The sequence below is a fragment of the Sphingopyxis sp. H115 genome (assembly GCF_001468465.1).
Classification (GTDB): Bacteria; Pseudomonadota; Alphaproteobacteria; order Sphingomonadales; family Sphingomonadaceae; genus Sphingopyxis.
In genome coordinates this window covers 65,338-85,635 of record NZ_LNSA01000011.1, presented here as the reverse complement: position 1 = coordinate 85,635, position 20,298 = coordinate 65,338, and the positions used below count along the sequence as shown (strand labels likewise).

Annotated in this window: 18 protein-coding genes; 11 read left to right on the top strand and 7 right to left on the bottom strand. The window is 58.8% G+C overall.

Annotated elements, in window-relative coordinates; translation table 11 throughout:
* The first annotated feature begins 78 nt into the window (after positions 1 to 78).
* Both ATE71_RS09875 and ATE71_RS09870 read left to right on the top strand, forming a co-directional pair.
* The gene (locus tag ATE71_RS09875) at positions 79 to 948 is read left to right on the top strand and encodes a hypothetical protein (RefSeq protein WP_040590188.1); all 870 of its coding nucleotides are present in this window, start codon (positions 79 to 81) and stop codon (positions 946 to 948) included.
* Positions 935 to 1,708, top strand: coding sequence for a hypothetical protein (locus tag ATE71_RS09870; protein ID WP_058803343.1), 774 nt, complete (start codon positions 935 to 937; stop codon positions 1,706 to 1,708). Before ATE71_RS09875 ends, ATE71_RS09870 begins: the two co-directional genes overlap by 14 nt.
* A 255-nt stretch (positions 1,709 to 1,963) precedes the next feature.
* Here the strand turns inward: ATE71_RS09870 and ATE71_RS09865 are convergent, their stop codons facing one another.
* From ATE71_RS09865 to ATE71_RS09850, 4 genes are all read right to left on the bottom strand, one after another.
* Positions 1,964 to 2,971, bottom strand: a complete 1,008-nt coding sequence (locus ATE71_RS09865; RefSeq protein WP_058803336.1) for a hypothetical protein — start codon at positions 2,969 to 2,971, stop codon at positions 1,964 to 1,966.
* A 116-nt stretch (positions 2,972 to 3,087) separates the two neighbouring features.
* On the bottom strand, positions 3,088 to 3,675 hold the full coding sequence (locus ATE71_RS09860; protein ID WP_144036813.1) for a hypothetical protein: 588 nt from the start codon (positions 3,673 to 3,675) through the stop codon (positions 3,088 to 3,090).
* Positions 3,675 to 4,517, bottom strand: coding sequence for a hypothetical protein (locus ATE71_RS09855; RefSeq protein ID WP_088473969.1), 843 nt, complete (start codon positions 4,515 to 4,517; stop codon positions 3,675 to 3,677). Before ATE71_RS09855 ends, ATE71_RS09860 begins: the two co-directional genes overlap by 1 nt.
* 23 nt (positions 4,518 to 4,540) lie before the next feature.
* Positions 4,541 to 5,017 carry a hypothetical protein gene (locus ATE71_RS09850; protein WP_058803333.1) on the bottom strand — a complete coding sequence of 159 codons (477 nt, stop codon included), beginning with the start codon at positions 5,015 to 5,017 and terminating at the stop codon, positions 4,541 to 4,543.
* Positions 5,018 to 5,215: 198 nt separating this feature from the next.
* Between ATE71_RS09850 and ATE71_RS09845 the strand changes: the two genes are divergently transcribed.
* The 6 genes from ATE71_RS09845 (at position 5,216) to ATE71_RS09825 (ending at position 10,922) form a co-directional block, all read left to right on the top strand.
* Positions 5,216 to 5,767 (top strand): helix-turn-helix domain-containing protein, encoded by a 552-nt coding sequence (locus ATE71_RS09845; protein WP_082665166.1) that lies wholly within the window; start codon positions 5,216 to 5,218, stop codon positions 5,765 to 5,767.
* Positions 5,768 to 6,137: 370 nt separating this feature from the next.
* Positions 6,138 to 8,162: a relaxase/mobilization nuclease domain-containing protein gene (locus ATE71_RS09840; protein WP_160328029.1), complete on the top strand. Its 2,025-nt coding sequence runs from the start codon at positions 6,138 to 6,140 to the stop codon at positions 8,160 to 8,162.
* A gap of 31 nt (positions 8,163 to 8,193) precedes the next feature.
* Complete coding sequence (locus ATE71_RS22095) at positions 8,194 to 8,481, top strand: hypothetical protein (RefSeq protein ID WP_152998724.1); 288 nt, start codon at positions 8,194 to 8,196, stop codon at positions 8,479 to 8,481.
* A gap of 316 nt (positions 8,482 to 8,797) precedes the next feature.
* Positions 8,798 to 9,562 carry a hypothetical protein gene (locus ATE71_RS09835; protein WP_058803330.1) on the top strand — a complete coding sequence of 255 codons (765 nt, stop codon included), beginning with the start codon at positions 8,798 to 8,800 and terminating at the stop codon, positions 9,560 to 9,562.
* A 281-nt stretch (positions 9,563 to 9,843) separates the two neighbouring features.
* Complete coding sequence (locus ATE71_RS09830; RefSeq protein WP_058803329.1) at positions 9,844 to 10,488, top strand: MobA/MobL family protein; 645 nt, start codon at positions 9,844 to 9,846, stop codon at positions 10,486 to 10,488.
* Positions 10,489 to 10,649: 161 nt separating this feature from the next.
* Positions 10,650 to 10,922: a hypothetical protein gene (locus tag ATE71_RS09825; RefSeq protein ID WP_058803328.1), complete on the top strand. Its 273-nt coding sequence runs from the start codon at positions 10,650 to 10,652 to the stop codon at positions 10,920 to 10,922.
* Between the two features lie 168 nt (positions 10,923 to 11,090).
* Here ATE71_RS09825 and ATE71_RS09820 read toward each other — a convergent pair whose 3' ends face one another.
* Positions 11,091 to 11,876, bottom strand: a complete 786-nt coding sequence (locus ATE71_RS09820) for a hypothetical protein (protein WP_058803327.1) — start codon at positions 11,874 to 11,876, stop codon at positions 11,091 to 11,093.
* A 697-nt stretch (positions 11,877 to 12,573) separates the two neighbouring features.
* Between ATE71_RS09820 and ATE71_RS09815 the strand changes: the two genes are divergently transcribed.
* The 3 genes from ATE71_RS09815 (at position 12,574) to ATE71_RS09805 (ending at position 16,282) form a co-directional block, all read left to right on the top strand.
* Positions 12,574 to 14,361, top strand: coding sequence for an ATP-dependent nuclease (locus ATE71_RS09815; protein WP_058803326.1), 1,788 nt, complete (start codon positions 12,574 to 12,576; stop codon positions 14,359 to 14,361).
* 14 nt (positions 14,362 to 14,375) lie between these two features.
* The gene (locus ATE71_RS09810; RefSeq protein WP_058803325.1) at positions 14,376 to 15,785 is read left to right on the top strand and encodes a UvrD-helicase domain-containing protein; all 1,410 of its coding nucleotides are present in this window, start codon (positions 14,376 to 14,378) and stop codon (positions 15,783 to 15,785) included.
* Positions 15,786 to 15,850: 65 nt separating this feature from the next.
* Positions 15,851 to 16,282, top strand: coding sequence for a hypothetical protein (locus ATE71_RS09805; RefSeq protein ID WP_058803324.1), 432 nt, complete (start codon positions 15,851 to 15,853; stop codon positions 16,280 to 16,282).
* Between the two features lie 45 nt (positions 16,283 to 16,327).
* Here ATE71_RS09805 and ATE71_RS09800 read toward each other — a convergent pair whose 3' ends face one another.
* Together ATE71_RS09800 and ATE71_RS09790 are read right to left on the bottom strand one after the other, a co-directional pair.
* The gene (locus ATE71_RS09800) at positions 16,328 to 17,128 is read right to left on the bottom strand and encodes a hypothetical protein (RefSeq protein WP_058803323.1); all 801 of its coding nucleotides are present in this window, start codon (positions 17,126 to 17,128) and stop codon (positions 16,328 to 16,330) included.
* Positions 17,129 to 18,105: 977 nt separating this feature from the next.
* Positions 18,106 to 20,103, bottom strand: coding sequence for a site-specific integrase (locus ATE71_RS09790; RefSeq protein WP_058803321.1), 1,998 nt, complete (start codon positions 20,101 to 20,103; stop codon positions 18,106 to 18,108).
* Between the last annotated feature and the right edge of the window lie 195 nt (positions 20,104 to 20,298).

Below are 20,298 nucleotides of genomic sequence, written 5' to 3'. Positions count from 1 at the left end.
ACCGCCCCGGGGGCAGCACCATGACGCGTAGCCGGAAGCGATCAGCATCCGTGCCGCAGATTAAGCTGGAGAGAAGAAATGGCTAAAACCACCAAGTCCAAGGCGCTAGTGCCCGCTGGGCAGCGCAAGACGTCCGTGATGCGAAAGGCAGCCACGGTTGCCGTTGCGCCGGCCACGGACGGCACACTGCTGCCGATCCTCGGCTCCGACCTCGCTCTGGCGAAGCTGATCGGCGACGGAGGCGATGTCATGCGAGAGGGCGGCGTCGTTCTCGTAACCGGTCGCGCTTATGCGACCCGCGCGTGCGTCGTTCCCGCGGAAGAAATATTCTATGATCAGGCAGCGCGGCCCGATGGCAAGGGGCCGTGGCTCGGAGAGGCGGACAAGATCAGCTGGCGCGACGAGGCGAGTGGCTATGACTGCATCATCTTGCGTGACACGGAAGATGGTTTTCTGTCCGGATATGTCGGCATTCCCCACGACCACCCACTCTGGGGCTGGGATAATGGCGCAGTTCCGTCGGACATCGGGATCGAGGTGCATGGCGGTTTGACCTATTCAAGACTGTGCGAGGAAGGGCCGAGTCCGGCGCGTCGTTTAGCCGTCGAGGCGCGCCGTATCTGCCACGTGACATTACGCCCGGCGGTCTACCATCCGGTAACGCACGCTACCGATCACCGGGTCGAAGACCCGCACGCATGGTGGTTCGGCTTCAGTTGCGATCATGCGTACGATCTCATTCCCAGGCATGCGCAGGGTTCCTCCAGGCCCAAGTCATCGGAACTCGCACGGACCTATCGCGACGATGCCTATGTTGTCCGGGAAACGGTTGCGCTCGCTGCCCAGCTGCGCGCGATCGCGGAGGGGGACGCAGCGCCCCAGCGCGACGACCAGCCGCCGCCGATCGGCCTCGATCCCAGTCGCGGAGGTGGCCGTGGCCGACTTTGATCGCCACGCCAGCGAGCTCCCATGGGGATGGTGGTTTCGAGCCAATCCGCGCGGCTACGAGGATGCAGCGGGACGCCATTGGTCGAGCGTCAGGGACGCCTTCTGGGAAGGAGAACTTGGCTTCCCGCCGGTCCACTTCGCACCCGAACAGCATGAACTGATGCTGAGGGTAATGACCGCGATCAATGCGAGCTGGTTTGGCACGGAGAGCAACCACGATGTTTTCGGCGGGGACATGATGTTCTGGCGATTCTATCAGTGCTGGCTCGCCAGCATCGGTATGGTCGAGACATCGGAGGGGAGGAACGTCTTCGATGGGGGATTGAGCTCATTGGGGAAGTCGGTCCTCATGATGCTGCAGGCCACGCGCGAGCCGGAATTCGAGCGCTTGCCAATAGCGGCGGTTGTTGCCGCGGTAAGTGCGAGTGCGGGGCCCGACGCCGAGGCACGGGAGCGGGCACTAAACACTTTTGAGCAGCAGGTTGGGTTTCGTCGCCATCTGTTCGCGCGCGAAAATCTGGGAAGGCGATACCTGGTGACGTTGACCGGACTTAAGGTTGGCGCGCGGATGCCGACGCGCAATATCGCGTGGTCGCAGTCCTTCGCCGATGCAAATTCGCGCGATGATCTCTTCGCCTGGCTCGCCGGGCGGGTGCACCGTTGGGATGATTGGGGTGAAATCGCCTACCGAAAGGGCGCGTCTGCGCTGACAAGCCATTTGTTGTCGGTCATCGTCGGTGCGGGCGGCCTGGCTCGGTGATCGCTCGTCGCGGGGAAGATGCAAGCTGGCCGTTGAGCGTGGTCTATCATGTCGTCGAGCCGACGGCCAATTGAGCGTGTCCGCGCGATGACGGAGCTTCTGTATTCGCGTAGGACATGACAGCTTTCTCCGGAGGGATGTCTCGGCAAGGAAGCTGTTCAGAACAAGTCGAAAGCGAAATCTATATCACCCGGCAAGGCAGCGATCTTGTTGGGATAATGCTAAACTGGATGTAGGAACCTTCCATATAAATGTTCACCATGAACGACCGGACACTTTGCAAAATAGTCGCTTCGGCTGGTCGAAATTTACCTGGATGGCCTGTTGATCGCCAATTTCTATCGAACTGGCTTCAGTGATGATCATGTCGCTGGACAGTATGGGATGCTCGATCAAGCGAGTTATCGGCTGACCCGCCAATTGGCTGATCGCGATCTCGGGAAGGGTGCAATTCCACAACGTGAGCGAGCTACCATTCCAGTGAAAATTGGAATTTTGCGCGTCGTAACCTTCGCAGCCAATGTGTCCGTCTCGGACATACAAGTACAAATCAATATGACGTGCTTCAACAGTCCGATTGGCGACCCACCTTATTCCGTCAGCGATATCACATCGCTGCGCGATAGCATTGATTGCGATTTGGTCGATCGACCCGTCCGCTCCTTGGCGCGCCAGTTCGGTTTTCCTGGAAAATCTTAAGTCCATAAGTTCTCTGTGCGTTTTGAGCTTCGCGTTCAGCAAACTTGGATGGTCTGCAACAATATTGAGTTCAGAAGGGCTGAGTCTATTATCAAGCACTCGAAATTCTAAATCTGATAGGTATTCTTGTCTTCCGCACCACTCGTCTCTCAACAGCCGCGGTTTTACTAGTTCGGCATGCGTTGCGCCTCCTGACCAAGTCGAAAGCGTCTTCAGTGCCTCATGGCGGGCGTCATAAAGCATTGCGGAGAGAACATTTATCCCTCTGTCGCGAAAGTCCTCAAACACGGCGAATATAGCCTGACCGATCGCATCGCTGTCGGTGCATATCCCTCCTCGTTCTGTGTCGTCGCAATCGCCATATCGAACAACGACAAATGCGCCCGGGGAGAATTCAAGCTCGACCTCGAAGTCATAAATGTCACCGCAGTCTGCCCTTATACCGATCGATGTAATTCGGGGACGCCACTCGAAACCCCTCAAATGCTCATCCACATATTCAAGTATTTCAAGTGCGAGCTTGGACGCTTTGCTCCTGCCCTCATGTCTATACCACATTTTCATTGCGTTAGGCTCCAATGGCACATGACCGCGCCGTTAATTTTTTGAGGGTGGCAGATCGACATGCGCCGAGGCTTGGGGCGCACGGTTTTTCACGGCGACAAGGTGGGCAATCAGTATCATCGCCAAATGAACAGGCCGATGATCAGCGCAGTCTGGACTGCGCTAATGGTATAAAGCCTCCAGGGCTGCGGATTGAGCTGCTCGCGGGCTCGTGCGAGAAACTCTATGGCCCATACGCGCATTTCCGTTTCGATGAATTTTTGGAATGAATCACGCGTGTACTTGAATTCCCCGTACGCCGACGCAAAGTGGGCGGCAAGTTGGCTGACGTCGCGCCCCAGCCGCTCAATTTTTGCAATCCGCATGTCGAGTTGTCCGGCGCTCTGACTGGCGGCGGTAGAAATTTGAGCTACCAGTCGACCCGCCAATTCTTCAGCGTCCTGCATACTCGTCCGCCGCTGCGTTTCCGCGACTGCAATTACCTCTCCCGTGTATTGGGTAGCCCTCAGCAAATCGTTCACGAGGTTGCTCCCGACCTTCAATATGCCTGTCAACAGCCAGACGAGATTGTCCTTTTCAAGGTTGTGTTCTTCGGCGAAGCGCAGGATCAGTTCGACGTCGCCGCTGCCGTACAGATATTTCTCGAGCAGCTCTCGCGCCGAGGTAGAGGACAGATTTTGCAGATCGATATGGGGCTTTTTCATCAGAAAGGCCTCCATTCGATGCCTTCGAGGCCCAGCAGGTCTTCGATCTTCTGGAACTCGCGAACCCATTTGTTGAGCCATGATGCCATGTTGAGCCGGTCATATTGTTCATAATCGCCACCGACATGAGTCGCGGACTGGGCAAATGTCAGGCTCAGCGCCTCCGCCAGCGCGAACGGCCGCATGGGGGCGGGTGGCATGTCGATAACCTGACCGCCTGCTTCTTCGAACTTACGACGGACGTTGCCGCCGACCGTGCGGCCATAAAAATTGGTGAGAGGATCGGACGACCAGAGCCGATAGTCGTCATCGCGCACTCCCGCCATATAGCGTGCCCCGACATAGGACACCTCGCCGAAGGTATCGATCGCCTTGCCAACGCCACGAATAGCAGCAACGGTCGGTCCAAACGGGACAAGAACGATCGGCTCGCGATCATTGTGACGAATATGATCGACAAGATCGCGGGCCGTCAGCGATTCAGACAGGGATCCGAAGCGATCGAGCGACCCTGACGGCGTATCGATGATTACAAATTCGGCATCTGATTCTATCGCGTGAAAGATTGGGCGGGCGCCGTCGCGATCGAACAGATCAGCCTTGATAATCCCCTTATAGGGATCCTGCTCAGCGAGCAGTTTGCCGGAGTCATCGCGCTCGCCCAAACGCTGAGTCAGAGAGCCATTGGCCTTGTCGGCGTCGACGATCTGGACACGGAAATGACCTTCGCCAGTGGCCCGCAAAACGGTCGCTAGCGCGGTCTCCGTCGTGCTGAGGCCTGCGCCCCCCTTATCTTTGGCGCCGATGACTGCAATGCGGCGTCTTATGCCTCTGGTCGTCATTTGCATTTCTCCTTCGTTTCGGATCAGATTTCTTCATCGAGATCGATGCCCGGCTTGAACGGGGTCTCAATCGTCTTGGCCTTGGACGCTGATGAAGTTTGGGGCGGCGTCAGGATGGCTTCATCCTGGGCAGACGGTGGTTCGACGATCTCAGGCGGTTTATCTGGCGGCGCGGGATCGGACGGGGCTGCCGCGGCATGCGGATCCATTTCGTCAGCCGGCTCCGCGATCTGGTCCATCTCCATGGATGGTTCTTCCGGATTTTCGCGGCGCAGGCGGCTGAGGTACACCCGCAAAGTCTCTGCCGAGATTGCAACGCCAAGCTCATGCAGGAATTCGACGATTTGCGCGTCGGTCCAGCCGTTGGCACGGCGAATAAGGATTAACGGCGCTGCCGTTCGAATGACGCCCATAAGGGGGACGCGCCGCTGGGGAGGATCTTGGACGTCTGCCTCGCGCTGAGCATTGACCACCGTCTCGATGGCCGCGGCATCAAACAATGTACGCTTGCCTTGAGGTAACGTCGTTCGTCCATCGGATAGCGCCGCGCTTGCGGGCTTTGGTAGGGGCGATGATGTGTTCATTCCTGCATTTTAGTCTGGCGGCATTGACTAAAATGCAAAATGTCACATATTTTTTTAGTCAGGATTAATCTGCGGTCTCATCGGCATGCGGAATTTTAGAGAAAGTTATACTCAATGCGACTGTTCGAACCCGAGACTGAATTACGAAAGGCCCGGAAAGCGTGCAATTTGACACAGGCCAAGCTCGCCCGGCGGACTGGCTACAGCCGGGAGACAATCTCGAGAATTGAAAGCGGCCAACGCAAAATGTCACGCGCATTTCGCGATATTCTTTTGCGTGAGGAGGTGTTGGGCAAACATTTGCCTCAAGAAGCCGGTCTAGGCGACGCGCCGGGGGGATGGCGCAATTATCGCTGCTATCTTGCGCGCTGGATCGGAAAACGTTCAATGGCCGATGTTGCACAGGCGGTCGGGATCAGCATCAGCTCGGTGAGGAAGTTCGAACGCGCCGAGGCGACGCCCCGGGGCATCGTAGAAAGTCGACACTCCACCAAATATGGGGACATTAGCGAGGCCTATGCCAAGGCGCTCGGTTTCGATGGTGTCGACGATGCCGACGCCTATTTGGGAGCGAAAGACATCACCCCTTGGCTAAAACGCATCGCCCGAATACGCGGCACTGAAGATCGCCTCAAAGCCGCTCGCATGCCGGAACCTGACTACTGACGTGGTGATGTCGATGGGTTGATCGAACCCGGTGTCAGCAAGCTTATGCCGTCGCTGACCATACGAGCCTCCTGCCGGATCATTGCACTGCTTTGTTATGTTATGTCATGTTTGGACATGACCCCCACGATCACGTCGCGTTCCAGCTGATTAGGTGCGATTGCGCTTTGACGCGCAGCGTAATACCGGTCCATTTATTTGACACAGGATGGGGCTTCACCTGAGAGGTGAAGCCGACGCCACGGCTGCTCGGCGCTTCGCTTCTTGCAGCCATGGCAAATTAGTTCAAGTCATTAGCAGTTCCGCGCCGTAGGCGATTGTTACGGAAGATTAGATTGGCGGCGCCATGCAGCGCCTCCATCTCCCGACGATGGTCATTGTCGAAAAACCGGCGAAAGAAAAGGGCGGCGCGGGACCCCGCCACGCGCGGTCGCTCGCCCGCTATATGGAAATCGCCAAGCGTGATGGCCAGGCACACGAATTTGGTCTGGATCTTGCCCATTATCTGTTGACCGACAAGTCGCCCGGCGCACCGGAAGAACGCGTCATCGACCTTGGCGGCCTCACCCAAGGGCAAAAAATGGATTGGGCCGCCGCTCGCGATGAAATGGAACGCCGACTTGCGCTGCGCTCTTCGCGGTCGAAGAAGCCAGCGCGGCATGTGATCGCGTCGGTGCATGGCGATGAAATACTTGATGGCAACTCCTGCAGCCGGATTGCGATGGTGTTGGCCGAAGAACTCGATTGCACAGACGCACTGATCCTATGGGCCCTGCATGGCGACACCGACAATCTACATCCGCATCTGCTGGTCCTAACGCTCGACCAGGAAGGGCGAGCGACTCCCTTTGGTCCTGGAGGTTTGTCGCATGAAGCAATGCAGCGGGCGTGTGCCCGGTTGGAATATGAGCTTGGACTGAGACCGGAACCAGGAGCCCGCTATGTAGCCGATGCCCACAACGTTCGCCGGGTCGAGCCTATCGAAACCAAGACCGATAAAGCGAAGCATCCCTCGCCCTCGCTCAAAACCCTGCAATGGGAGGAAGAAAGCGGCGTCGAGTCATTTACGCGATTTGCCCAAAAGCAACTCGCACCACTTCTGCATGCCGCCCAGAACTGGAGCGATGCCCAGACGGCATTGGCCGAGCACGGCGTGATGGCGGTTCAGACTGGGTCGGGCGGCGAGTTACGAAGCGCGGACGGCCTTCATCACGTCAAGATGTCGGTCGTGGACCGAAAGCTGAGCATGCCGAAGCTGATCAAGAAATGGGGCCCCTGGACGGCGCCCGCACCGCCGGAGCATCGGTTCATTCCACGCATCATCGACCCGGAAAGGGCGGGAGCCTGGGCGACACGCGACCAGCATCGCGCCGACGCTTGTGGTATTATCCAAGAACGCATCGCTCGGCTAATGGCGGAAAAATTGGCCGCGGTGACGATGCTGGAAGCTGAGCGTCGGATTTGCCGCGCCGAGGTTGCAGCGCTTGAGCCCGACCCTGCGGTCATCGGGGTTGGCGCGCTTCAGTCAGCGGTCTCATCAATGTTCAAATCTCGGATCGCCGACGTTCGAGCGCAATATGATGCCCGGATCACTGCACTGCGCCAATTGCGCGCTGAAATCGACGAATTTCCGGATCCCGCGGCTATCGACCTCCCATCGCTCGAGGGAAACGATGCGTCGTTTGACCTGGGCTGGGCGCCAAGCCAACCGGGCCGGCGCGAATTGCGAGGTTATCGGTCAGTCGAAGTGGGAAATGCGATCCAATATTGGTCCATCGAAGAGGGTTTTAGGCAACCTGCATTCGTCGAGCGCGGCAACCGCATCTGGCTGCAAAATACTTCCGATGCGACCCTTCGGGCTGCGCTGTTGGTGGCAAGGGATCGTCATGGAGATGTCGCTGCGTTTGGCGGCAAGGACTTTATTCGCCAAGCTCAACGGCTCGGCGCCGAACTCGGGATCCCCGTTCAAGCACGGCCGATCGCGCAGCCCGAACCGGTGCGCAAGCGTTCGCGGCGTGCTGAGCGCTGGTACCCGGCTATCGATGCTTCTGCAGGTCGCGGACAAAATGTTGCATCCCATACTGCGGACCCAAGCCCCGAGGCCGACAGGGCGAGCACCATCGACCGCGACGTAGTACCATCCCCGGTCAATGCTTCGGATGGATATCGGCTGCATATGCGCCTGCGTCGCCGGGTCCGGGCGCTCGTCGCACAGCGGCTGGCCCGCTGGGACTGGGATCCAGGAGAATACCGCGAACGTGACACGAGCGTCGCCCGCGCGGGTCCGCATAAATACACCGATGCCGATCGCGGGTCGGGGCCGATCAAGCCAGATGAGCCGAGAACCGCCATGCAACAGGCACTAGGGCAGTCGCCGCCTGATTGGTCGCGATGACCGAATTTACCGTTGACCAAGGAGAATTGCAGTGCCGACCAATGATGTTTTCCAGCCGAGCCAGTTCCAAACCCTGCGGCGAAATGATGATCATGTCAGCCCAGTACTCAGCCATCCGGTATCCGGTGTGACGTTGACGCCCGATCCCGCTTGCAGTTCGTGCCGGGCTGCGATGTGGCTGTTCGACACCGACATTCGTTGTTTCTGCAAAGTGCTCAAGGAATATACGTGGGGACGAGGGCGTGATCCGGTCATCGCCTGTGACGAGCGCGAAGCTCTGGCCGAAGTTGCTGAAGAAGTAAGGCGCGGATCGGATTGACAGGCATCGTTCGTTTCGCCGACACGACAGGCGCACCGTCGGTCTTCTGGCCATGTACCAGTCTATGGGGAAGAGACTAACCGGCGGTCGCCGCCGCCGATCACCGGCTGCCAGAAATACTTGCCACCCATAAATGACGACCACCCCTGCGGCGCCGCCGCAGACCGACCTCGCATGTCCGCCGGATGGAAAAGCGGGACGCGGCTGAGCGCCCGCCGAACCGTGGAGACGCTGACGCGGGAAGCGAGGAACAGGGTGAAAGGAAAAGAGGCAGGAGTTCTGTCTCGGATCCCTGATCCTCCGAAAGGAGAATATCGTGAACGAGTATCAACTTCCCAAATGCCTGCAGGTGATCGGTCTGGCATGCATTCCCGTCAACGACATACCAGACGAGCATCCGGCGCTGGCACGCAGGCCGGTTGCGGCGGCGGTTCTGACGATGGTCGATCAAGATGATGGTCATCGCTGGATCAACACGATCTGCGTCTCCGACGCGCGCAAGTCGGAAATCCCATTGCCGCACTTGCTCGATAAGACGCTGTTGCCCGGCGCGGTCCAGATCGTGTCCACCGCAGATCGCATGACGCTGGCGATGGACGCGATGAGCCGGCGCTTCTTCGTCGAGCCGGCTCTTGCAGAACTTTGCTTTGGCGATACGGCTATAGGTCCCGCAGCAATGGGTGAACACGGGTTCGATGAGCGAACAGCGTGCCGTCGTTTCTCGATCCCGATGCCCGAGATCGGCGATGCGGACATCGAGCTTGCCTGGTCGCGCTCGGCGCCTGCGGCAGCCGAAGACCATGCGCTGCGCGTCGCGACCGCACGCTTGATGCTGTGGGCGCATGTCGAGGCGTTCCGCATCGCGCGACCGGAACCCTTCTTCGAGATCATGCTGGCCCTGCGCGACTGGATCGATGCCAGCGAGTATCTCAAGGCCGCGCTCGCCGATATCGGGAACTCACGCCCAATCCGCCGTGCAGACTCGTTCGCGCATCATTATCGCGACTATCGACAACGCCTTGCTGCGGGCGACGAAACCGCGAGATGGGTCAGCTTCGAGGACGGCCTGTTCCACGCCTGAGCGCGCCTAACGCGTAAACCCAGTATCGATGAAAAAATGGCCTCGCTGCTCGGGTCGCGCGAGCAGCGAGGCCTGCGAGCGTGCATATGCACAACGCTTCGCATGCGACGGGCCGCTGTCATGCCCGTCAGGGCACGGTCTAGCGACCAGCTTTAAATATCCGGTGAATCGACGTCCAGCAGCCGCTGCGGCGCCGTCTCGCCATCCCTCCATCACACATAACCTCAGCAAGGGGACCGCAGCGATGCGGTCCCTTTCTCCTTTATAGAAAGACGTACCAAATGACGACCATCCACAACATCCGCCCGTTCAACACTCGATATGTAATCCGGGAACGCTCCAGCCGATATACGCCCGAACTCTTGCGCACGCACCGCACGGCGCAGGCGAGCTATGCCTACATCAACCGCCAGAATAGCGTCGATGAATGGGGTCCGACGCCGAACTGGGCGTCGCGCTCTGACCTTGCGGCGGCGGGCCGATGTGCTCCTGCCCGCGCCGCCGGACCCAAGCTGGGGGGAATCGCGCTGTGGGCACAAGCGGATGAGAATGCGGTCCGGTATCGGCCCGACGAGCCGACAATCGCGCATTGCGTTGGCAGCTTGCCGCGCCATGAGGACCTCGCCTTCTGGCGCAATCTGATCGAAGGCTTTGCCGAGGACTATCTCGTGGCCCGCGGCATGGTCGTCGACTGGGCGATCCATCACCAAGCGGAAACCGACGATCAGCCCGAAATCGCACCGCACGTGCATTTCCTCATTACCTTGCGAGGATATGACCCGGAGCACCGCGATTACGGCAAGGTTCGCCAGAACTGGCTGCGGACGGACAACTCTCGCAAGCGCCTCGCCGAGCGTTGGTGGGACCGTACCGGAATCGTCCCGCCCGAATATGTCATGGCAGCGACAGCGCAAAAATCCCGCTGAGATCGGGTCGGCACCGAGCACCGGTAACGCCCGGTGCCGAACACCCTGAATATCGCATTGCCTGTTCTGGCTTCAGAAGGATCGGATAGTGAGGCCTCCAGACCAGAATAGGAGAGAAATTGAGCGGATAGGGTGATCTGAAGATCGGAGGAGAAAATAGAATGTTTATCGTTGAACCAACTGCTGTAGTCATTGCCGCGTATGTCACGGCCCTCGTTACGCGCGAAATGCCGCGCCTGTTTGCATTGCTAATCGTCCGGATCGCCGTCCGGCTGTCGGCAGCTAGGCACACTCAGATCGTGGAAGCGGTTAGCGGTCGCCAAGTCCCAGTGACTTGGGCGGCAACGTCGGAAGATCGCAAGTTGTTGCACGCCGCCATGCGCTCCACGATGCGTGTGACGACGTTTCGCTCACTCTATCCCCTGAGCCGCTGAAATCGGCTGTTAGGCCCATTTTGACTGCGACAATTTACCAGAATGACTTGCATGCGGTTCGCCTTGCCCGCAAAATACGGCATTCTTTAAATTCGAACCGTGCGACGTCGCGGAGCCAGTGTCTCCAAGGAAGCGGAGATCTCAGATGATGGCTTTTCGGGTGAATGCTTACCTCCCGGTCAATTGGCGATAGAGCGACACGATTTCGGACTTTGACAAGCTCGGATTGCCCGCCACGTTGTGCACGACCTTGGTAAAGTTGAGCCGTTTCATTATTGACTCCACATTACCTCGAATAAAATAGTGGGAAGACGGACTCCGCGTGAAGTCTCGGTGTACGCGACCTGCTCGCGCACCGACGCGCTGTATCCCGAAGTCGGCTCGATCTGCCGTCGTCCAACTAAAATCTGGATGATGGATTGCGACATGTCGCAACTCTCGCAGGTCATCGCGACGCTCCCAGATTTGGAATACCGCCGGTACGTCGTACTGCTTGGACCTGAATAGGAACGCGTCACGCTGCACGGTCTCCTCGTGGATTAGATGGAAGTTACGATCGAGGCGATTTTCTATGGAAGCCTTCCGAAAAGTTCGCGGCAGTATCAGTGCGATGACACTCGCCTGCCATGCAGCATGGTTGAAGAAGCGTACTGCCATACTGGCATTCCGGCCGAACGGCGGATTGCCGACCACAGCCACCTCCCGTTCGCTGCGGATTTCAACAGATAGGAAATCAGCGGTGCGGATACCCGGATATTTCGGATCAACATCAAACGCCAAGCTTCCTTGGGGCATCAGTCTAAAAAACGATCCCGTACCGGCGCTCGGTTCAACTAGCTGGTATCGCCCCGGATTGCGGAATTTTTGGAAAACGCCATAGAGGTTTTGTGCTACGTGTTGACGTGTGTAATACTGGTCCAGCAGTACATCATTCGTTTTCATCCAACTTTTCATTTTTCACTCCTTCGAGACAAAATTTAATCTCGTCGGACATTTTTATTTTGCCGACCCTGATTTTTAGGATGGTCGATAGGTTCTCCCAAGCGGATGAGTGATTTTTTTTCATCTATTCCAATTTGACCAATATTAGATACAATCTAAAGAGGCGTGTCATTGCAGTTGAGGGCGGCAACCAGCCGGATTTGCGCGGCAGCCATCGCGGCTCGGGTGTGTAGGCGAATGGATGCGCTTGCCTCGCGGACAAACAACGACAAACAACAATGCGCCGCTGATCTCGGCACAATCGCCCCTTAAGCAAACCGCTGTTTAGGAACCGGACCAGCGGACGCGGTCGAGCAAGTTTCCTCTCGGGCACTTCCGCTTCGCGCCTGATGGCGGCCATTCACGTCGCGTCTGCCTAGCCCCGAAAGCGGTCATTCGACTGACACTCAGACGAAGACTGCTTTTCGCCCGAAGTCGGTTGTTTGATACCAGTGGCCTGCATTCTAAAAGCAGGCATTGCCAGATCGAAACGTAAGCGATGGCTCGCGCAAGAATACCAATGGGATACGACGCGGATCAGTTGATCGTGATTGAGTTCAGTGGGCCCTTGGCGATTCTCTACCGCCGTCCCGGATCCAAATCTTGTTGATGATCTCAGCTCCGCCCCTCAATGTGGCCCAAAGCGCCTTGAGGAGCGCGGGGGAGGATAATGGTAGCGATCTGCGAGGTAGAAATACGGAATTTCCGTGGGATTTCCTATTTGAAATGGTGGCCGAGAAAAGGCCTAAACTGCCTCATTGGACCGGGGGACGCGGGCAAGTCGACGATCCTTGATGCGATCGAGCTGACGCTCGGCGCCAGGCAATCCTTCACCTTCTCGGATGCCGACTTCCATCGCTGCAACATCGGCGAGCCGATCATCATCGACGTCACGCTCGGCGCGCTGTCCGACGAATTGAAGAATCTTGAGGTTTATGGGCATTTTCTTCGGGGCTGGAATCCAGTCAACGGCGCCATGGAAGATGAGCCCGCTTCTCACCTAGAGACGGTGTTGACGCTGCGCCTCGTCGTTCGCGACGATCTCGAGCCGCAATGGCTGCTTCATTCCGAAGGGGCGGGCGCAGAGGGACGCGAGCGAAATCTCCAGTGGAAACATCGTCAGCTGGTTGCCCCTGTGCGGCTTGGTACGGTTGCCGCTCACCATATGGCACTTGGCCCGCGCTCCATCCTCGGGAAACTGTCGGCGGACGCCACGCAGGCGGCGGCCGCGCTCGCAGGCGCGTCTAGGCAGGCGCGGCAGGCTTTCGCCGATCGAGGCTGCGAAGGCGTTGAGCCGATCCTGGAGGCTTCCAAACGCATTGCAGACACTATGGGGATCCGGGTCGATGAAGTCAGAGCGCTCCTCGATGTCCGGGGCGTCACGCTGTCGGGCGGGGCGATCGCGCTGCATGACGAGGACCATGTCCCGATGAAGAGCTTGGGATCTGGTTCGATGCGGCTTCTCGTCGCCGGACTGCAGAAGGAAGTCGGCCGGTCATCCATCTTCATCATCGACGAAGTCGAGTTTGGCCTTGAGCCGTACCGCATCGTGCGGCTTCTGGATTCCTTGGGCGCGAAGACCGACGACGGGGGCCAGCAGGTCTTTATGACGACGCACTCGCCGATCGTGCTGCGTGAACTCGCCGCGCCCCAATTGTTCGCGGTCCGCACAGAGCGGACGACAACGCCCGCAACAACCTTCGACGATCTGATGCTGCCCGAAACCAAGGTCACGACGAACGTCGTTCGCCACCTCGGCGCGAGCGAGCAGGCTCAGAAGACCTTGCGGGCCTGCGCGGAGGCGTTTCTCGCACCGAGCGTCATCGTTTGCGAAGGAAAGACGGAAATCGGCTTGGTGCGTGGAATGGACCTTTGGCTTCAGGACAGCGGCAGCAGGAGCCTTCTCGCGCGCGGATGTCATTGGGCCGATGGTGCGGGCTCGTCGATGATCGAGCGGGCACAGCTTTTTGCATCGATGGGATATCGCACTGCGCTCTTCATGGATTCCGACGTACTCTATTCTGCGGAGACCTATGCGGCCCTGACGCAAGCCGGGGTCCATGTCATTCGCTGGCAAGATGGTTTTTCGACCGAGGCGGCCATCTTCGCTGCGGCGCCCGCAGCGAAGATTTCCGATTTGCTCCAGATCGCGGTCGACTGGCGCGGCGAGGATGCGGTGGATGCGAAGATCCAGAAGCTGAGCGGCAACCGCTACACATTGGATCTCTGCCGCACCGCATTCGCGGAAGACATGCGCGGCTTGCTGGGCCAATGTGCTGGCGAAGGAAAATGGTTCAAGGATATTGAGCCAGCGGAGCGGGTATCGAGAGCCGTCTTTGCGCAGGCTTGGTTCGACACCGGCATCGTTTACACCGCTCCGGTCACGAGATTGATGCAGTGGACTGGAGCCTGGACCGTTCCCGTGGCGCCCGCCGCGGCAGGGACAGCCGCCGGCTAGTGGCGGACGTTTCGATGATCCTCGCGTCGCGCCGCGGTCATGTGGTCGCGCCTGCCGGCTGCGGCAAAACCGAATTGATCGCGCGGTCGGTGGCATCCCCGGCCGAGAAGCCGACGCTGATTCTTACGCACACGACCGCCGGGGTCGCAGCCCTTCACCAGCGGCTGAAGCGCGACGGAGTGCCGGCCAGCCATTACCGGCTCAATACGATCGCAGGCTGGGCGCTGGGGTTAATCTCGATGTTCCCCGCTCGGGCTGGATTCCGGCAAGACCCGATCGCGGCGCCCATCTATCCCGAGGTACAAGCGGCAATTGGCCGACTATGCCAGTCGGGTCATATCACAAGGGAACTGCAGGCAACCTACGGTCGCCTGCTCGTCGACGAATATCAGGATTGCTCCGTCACGCAGCATTCCATCGTGTCCGGAATTGCCAATGCAATCCCCACCGTCATTTTCGGCGACCCCATGCAGGCGATTTTCGGGTTCGGTGGAGACCCGCTCGCCGACTGGCACTCGGACGTTGCTGCGACCTTCCCCGAGATCGGTCGGCTGACGACCCCTTGGCGCTGGTCGAACGCTGGCGCCGACGATCTCGGACAATGGTTGCTTAGTGCCCGCGAGGCGCTCTCGCAAGGTTTGTCCATCGACCTTCGATCATGCCCGAACCGGATATTCTGGCACCCGATCGGAACGGACACCAATGCGACGATCACCGAACAGGTCCGAGTCCAGTTCGACATCTCTCGGAATAGCCCGAACGAGAGCATCCTTATCGTCGGCGATCCTATTCGGGCAGGATCGCGGCACGATTATGCAAGTCGGGCAGCCGGCGTGAGCGTTGTTGAACCCGTGGACTTTCGGGATATTGTGAACGCCGCCCAGAATATGGATGGCCTCAGCGGCGACACGTTGCTGCAAGCCTGCATCGCGTTTCTGACCCAGGTCATGACGAATGTATATGGCGATCGGCTGCAACAGAGAATTCAGTCGATCCAGGCCGATCGAAATCGAACGCCGCCTACACCGCAGGAGCTCACCGCCATAGCCCTGTTCAACCAGGGAGGCTATCCGCAGGCGATCGCGTTTCTGAAGAGCATGGCTTCGGATCGCGAACGCCGGGTCTATAGGCGCAGCGCATTCAACATCATGATCGAGGCACTGACGATGGCTGCAGGAGGAGGCCCCGATCTCGGCTCTGCAATCGCTCTGCTTCGCGAACGGAATCGGCAGGCGGGGCGTGTCGTACCTTCCAAGGCGGTCGGTTCGACCCTGCTTCTGAAGGGCCTTGAGGCGCAACATGTCGTCATACTCGACGCCGATCAGCCCGGGTCGGCGATGTCCCGGCAGCATCTCTATGTCGCTTTGACGCGCGGCGCCCGATCAGTACACATATTTTCGCGCAGTCCTACATTGCCTGCATAGACAGACCGTGAAGAGCCTATGCAGGAACAGGTGGGGGATTTGAGAGAATGACTTGGCCGGCAGCGATGACATTGGCGATCGCCGTTCTGGGTGCCGTGCTCGGGATCTTGAACACCTGGAACAGCATCAACGACAGGCGGGTGCGGATCCGTGTCGTTCCCAAATGGAGCATAGCGCCGGGCTTCAGCGGCATGGCGATCGAAGTCGTCAATCTGAGCGCCTTTCCAATCACCATTTCGGAGATCGGCTTTACGATCGGACGCAGCAAGGGGGCGTTGCCCCGTCGAGCACCGATATCAGCTCAGATGTTCGTCGACGGAACGGCCTTGCCTATCAAGCTCGATCGTCACGCTTCATTCAGTGGCACATTCCACACAAATGGCCTGGAGAACCTCGATATCGGAAAGGCCTTTGCTCTGACTACATCGGGGGTCATCAGCTACGGCAAAAGTCCTGCACTGAAGCAGTGGATTGCAGACTTGAAACGAGGGGGCTAGCGCGCGGCACCCAAAGGGCACGGCGCGCCTGGACCCACCGATCCGCTAAAGTTTGAAGCTTCCGCGATCGGCGTAGCCATTTGGTTCGACCGTGAGCGCGGCTACTTCGGCAAGCCTGTGCTTGCGACAAGCGAACTGATGGGCACTCAGTTCACGTCCTACTTGAAGCCAAGCGCCATCACGCCGTTCCAACCAACCTGACGCGAACACCTCCCCGGCCAGAAAGCAGGCATTCGAACTCTGGATCCAGCGCGCCGCGTCTTCGGTCGGCCAAAGCGAAGCGTGCACGGACAATTCGTCGTAGCCGGCGTCGTTGACGGACGCGATCCCCGAGAGGCCGCCGATCGAGAAGGGATATACGAAGCAAACAAGATGACCGCGCTTGTCTCGATCGGCCCCCGGCCAGCGGTTGTCGCCCGGGCGGACAGTGAAGGCGCGGAGCTTGATCCCTTCGTTGAGCGCCGCGATCATCATGTTGCGCCAGGCACGGCGCCGGATCGACTTGGCATATTTAACCCTGTCCCATCCCTTCGACCTTGTGCGGACGATGGGAACAGGCTCCGGATAGCGAAGGTTATCGAAGTTGAGGCTGCGGTCGGCGCTGGTGAACTTGCGATCGGACAACTGAGCCAGCCTGCTCAGGAATTGCCCCTCGTCCGCCAAGATATAATCAGGGTCCTGCCGGTCAGTTTGCCGGATGGTTTCTACGAGCGACATGCTCGTCTTGAAACTGAGGGCGGCCGCAAGCGCCTCGGACAAATGCGAGGACTTGTCCTTCGGGAAACGGTGACGGAGCGTTTGCTTGACGCTGTAGACGGCCTCTTCGGTGAGCGGAATCGCTGCCATGGATCAATCCTTCCAACTGGTCGATGGCCACAGTTTAAGCATCGACCTCGATGTGAAGGTCGATCCGGTATCCAGAGATAGTCCGCTTTAACTCTATGGCAGGTCGGGCGGGACGGCCTGCAATGTTTTTCGCTCAGCATCCGATGATTCGTCAAGGCCCCAGTTAAGCCGAAGGTGGTTTCCAAATCGGCAGCAGTGATCGAGCGGGTATGTTATCGCGCGAGCTCCTAACGGTAGTGCTAAACCTCAAGGGTCGCGGCGCGCCACTGTCGATTGCCGCCGTTTGTGCGAAAAGGCCGTCGAATGTACGCTTCAATATGCCTCGCCGGACCTGCCGCGCGTCACCTTGCGCCCGATGTTGGTCGCTCCGGCAAGCGTCGATCAACGCCAAAAAGAAGACGGTTTGTGGACCGGCGGTGGGTGGGTTCCGAATGAAACAAATTTGGCGTGGTTCTTCGGGTATTTTCGATCCTTTACGGATCCGCGTCCTTATGCGGCTATATGCTCGAAAGGCTGAAACATGATTTTTGATCTACCGAATAATGATTTGCCACTTCCACTGCCAATCACGGTCGATCTGATGAAGCTGGGCAGCTCGGTTGAGGCGAAGGGTGGCGGTCACAGACTTGCCAAGAGCCTCAGGACGGCGTGGCGTGCGCAATCCTGCCTCTCCGATCTCCGGCACGCGCAAGGAATTTGCGACGTAATCGATACCGTGTCGCATCTTGTCGATACGCTGGACACTGGAACCTATTTCCATGTGCGAAGTGGAATGCTGGCGACGGCGGTAGTGCTGTATGCCGCGCCCGATGCCAGACCGGCTGCGGACAGAGATCAGCCTTGCCCAGCAATGCGATCTGATATGACGCTCGTAGGCTCCAAGGCGCACAACCACCTTTTACAACCGCCTTGCTCCGAAACGTTAAAGCGGATGCGGTGGCCTGAGCGTCTAGGTTTCCCGGTGCCGACGTGTAGCTTCAGTTACTGAATATGTCTCGGCGCGACCGCGATCGGCGAGGTCTCCGTTTGGCTGGCGGGAGTAGCGAAATCGGTGCCGCTTCAAGGTGCTCCGTGACCACCGGCACCTTTGCCACCGCATCGCGCAAATGTGCGAGGCGTGTGGCCTTGGAATAGCGACCGCCAGTCTCCGAACTAATCTTGTGGCCGACAAGGTCGGCGCGCACCTCTTGATCGACCATATTCGCTTTGAGCTCGTCGGTCAGCGTGTGGCGGAATGAATGCATGGCCTGCCCGCGCTCAATGAACGGTAGGCGGGATGCGATTTTGACCCAATGCAGCTTGTAATAGGCATCGCCCAGCGTTCCTTTGCCACTCTCTGCGGACAGTTCCGGAAAGAGCAACGTTTCTCCGGCATCGCGCATCGCGCTCATATAGCCCGGCAGTCCCAGCCGCACGAGTTCACTGGCGAAGGGGACCAGCCGGTTTGATGTCTTGGTCTTGAGCTTCCGGACTGTGTTGTCGCGGATATTAAAATGCCAGATGCCATCTTCCTGCTCGATATCGGCCAGTTCAAGACCGCAAATTTCCTCACGTCTGAGGCCGGTATACCAAGCGATCAATGGCACAAAGTAGCAGGCGTCGTGGACGATTGTCTTGCCCGGCGCGAACCTGCGGCTGGTCGACGCGCTCCCCGACCATGGCGCCAAGCCGAACAGCTGTCTGCCCTCTTCGATCGAATAAGTGTCGCGAAGCGTGCGGGGGTCGCGGTCATCGGCAATGATGAAGGCCGAATAATCGAGGCTCGCGATCGTCTGATGACGCGCGAACCAGTCGGTGAGCTGGCGTAGAAAACCCCAATGCCGGTTCGTCGTGCCGATGCCGAGGCCGATTTCCTCCTCAGAGATCTTCTTCGCCCGCACGAGCGCGTCGGTCTGGTCGGCAATTTCCTGGATCGTCATAGTTCGATGCTTCGGGGACTTGCGGAAACTGCGACCATGCAGCCGGTTAAAGTGCGCGTTGAGCCGTCCGAGATCGACGTCGGTTACGCTGGCGAGCGGCCGCCCCTCCATGACCTGCTCGAGGAGGAGGGCTGGCAGTTTGAACTGCTCGCGTGTCTTCTCGGTCCAGCTTGGCCCTTTCTTGCGGGCGTTGCCGTCGCTGCCGCCCGTGCGCGGATTAGCCTCGATAAAGGCAGCGGCCGCCTCGGATGGAGACATTGTGCGCCACTGGGACATCGACGCGTCGGCCCCGTCGACAATTTCTGCAGCGGTGGGGACCGGGAGTGAAGGGGGAGCCGACGCGATAGGCGCGGGCGAGGGCGTGGGCGCCAAATAAGCGGCGGGCGATGCCATTGCGATAGGGGGATAGGCCGCACCGGGATTGGCGACGATCTCGCGATATTCCTTGATCGCCTGAACGCCTGCCTGGTGGATGATACGTTTGGCCATCTGCAGATTGAGCGGCGACAGCGGGATTTGCAGGTCGCTGAGATGGAGCGGCGCTAAAGCGTTGACGTCCTCACCGGCGAGCGCGCCGATGTAGTCTTCCCAGGTCAATATCTCGATGGGCGGTCCTTCGCCCGCTTCCGGATCCTCCGGCGGGATGCGGATCACAAGAAGCGGACCCGTGTCGCCGTTGCGCGCAAGGTCGGCGCTGACAGCTTCACTCAAGTCGAGGTGGGTTTCGAGCGCCTCTTCCGGAAGCTGGTCGCCAAGATCGGCGAGTTGCAATTGCGCGTGTCCGGCTTCGAGACGATCGCGCTCGCGGAGCATCTGACGCCGAAAAATCTCGGCACGTTGATCGGCGGTCAATCCATCGCGGTTAATCGTCTGCATCATGCTCATGCGTATCGCTTCGCTTTTCACGACCAGCGTCGGCGTCATGATCCGCGCCCGGCAGTGGTCCGTTGTCCGAAGCGATATGCGTATCCGGAAAGGCTTATCTTTGCCTAAACGGATGATACGGCGGAAATAATAAGTGCCATCCTTGCGGATGCTGTTTTGGATGCGCGTCATTGGCCGTGGCCCCTTTGGAAATACCCCGGCGTGGCAACGCCGGCGAAGTTGAGGACAGAAACCGTTTTATTTTAGTTAGTTGCTTGGATACTAGGTGAGTATCCTGCCGCCCCAGCCAGCCGGTGTTCCCCCGCGACATTTTGCTGCCATAGGACAGGGGGCACCGGACACTCGACCTGATACGCCAATCAGCTA

What these genes read in the sequence shown, in the direction of transcription:
- ATE71_RS09875 (WP_040590188.1), top strand. Translation starts at nt 79, where the DNA reads ATGGCTAAAACCACCAAGTCCAAGGCGCTAGTGCCCGCTGGGCAGCGC.
- ATE71_RS09865 (WP_058803336.1), bottom strand. Translation starts at nt 2,971, where the DNA reads ATGAAAATGTGGTATAGACATGAGGGCAGGAGCAAAGCGTCCAAGCTC.
- ATE71_RS09860 (WP_144036813.1), bottom strand. Translation starts at nt 3,675, where the DNA reads ATGAAAAAGCCCCATATCGATCTGCAAAATCTGTCCTCTACCTCGGCG.
- ATE71_RS09855 (WP_088473969.1), bottom strand. Translation starts at nt 4,517, where the DNA reads ATGACGACCAGAGGCATAAGACGCCGCATTGCAGTCATCGGCGCCAAA.
- ATE71_RS09845 (WP_082665166.1), top strand. Translation starts at nt 5,216, where the DNA reads ATGCGACTGTTCGAACCCGAGACTGAATTACGAAAGGCCCGGAAAGCG.
- ATE71_RS09840 (WP_160328029.1), top strand. Translation starts at nt 6,138, where the DNA reads ATGGTCATTGTCGAAAAACCGGCGAAAGAAAAGGGCGGCGCGGGACCC.
- ATE71_RS09830 (WP_058803329.1), top strand. Translation starts at nt 9,844, where the DNA reads ATGACGACCATCCACAACATCCGCCCGTTCAACACTCGATATGTAATC.
- ATE71_RS09825 (WP_058803328.1), top strand. Translation starts at nt 10,650, where the DNA reads ATGTTTATCGTTGAACCAACTGCTGTAGTCATTGCCGCGTATGTCACG.
- ATE71_RS09820 (WP_058803327.1), bottom strand. Translation starts at nt 11,876, where the DNA reads ATGAAAAGTTGGATGAAAACGAATGATGTACTGCTGGACCAGTATTAC.
- ATE71_RS09815 (WP_058803326.1), top strand. Translation starts at nt 12,574, where the DNA reads ATGGTAGCGATCTGCGAGGTAGAAATACGGAATTTCCGTGGGATTTCC.
- ATE71_RS09810 (WP_058803325.1), top strand. Translation starts at nt 14,376, where the DNA reads ATGATCCTCGCGTCGCGCCGCGGTCATGTGGTCGCGCCTGCCGGCTGC.
- ATE71_RS09805 (WP_058803324.1), top strand. Translation starts at nt 15,851, where the DNA reads ATGACATTGGCGATCGCCGTTCTGGGTGCCGTGCTCGGGATCTTGAAC.
- ATE71_RS09800 (WP_058803323.1), bottom strand. Translation starts at nt 17,128, where the DNA reads ATGGCAGCGATTCCGCTCACCGAAGAGGCCGTCTACAGCGTCAAGCAA.
- ATE71_RS09790 (WP_058803321.1), bottom strand. Translation starts at nt 20,103, where the DNA reads ATGACGCGCATCCAAAACAGCATCCGCAAGGATGGCACTTATTATTTC.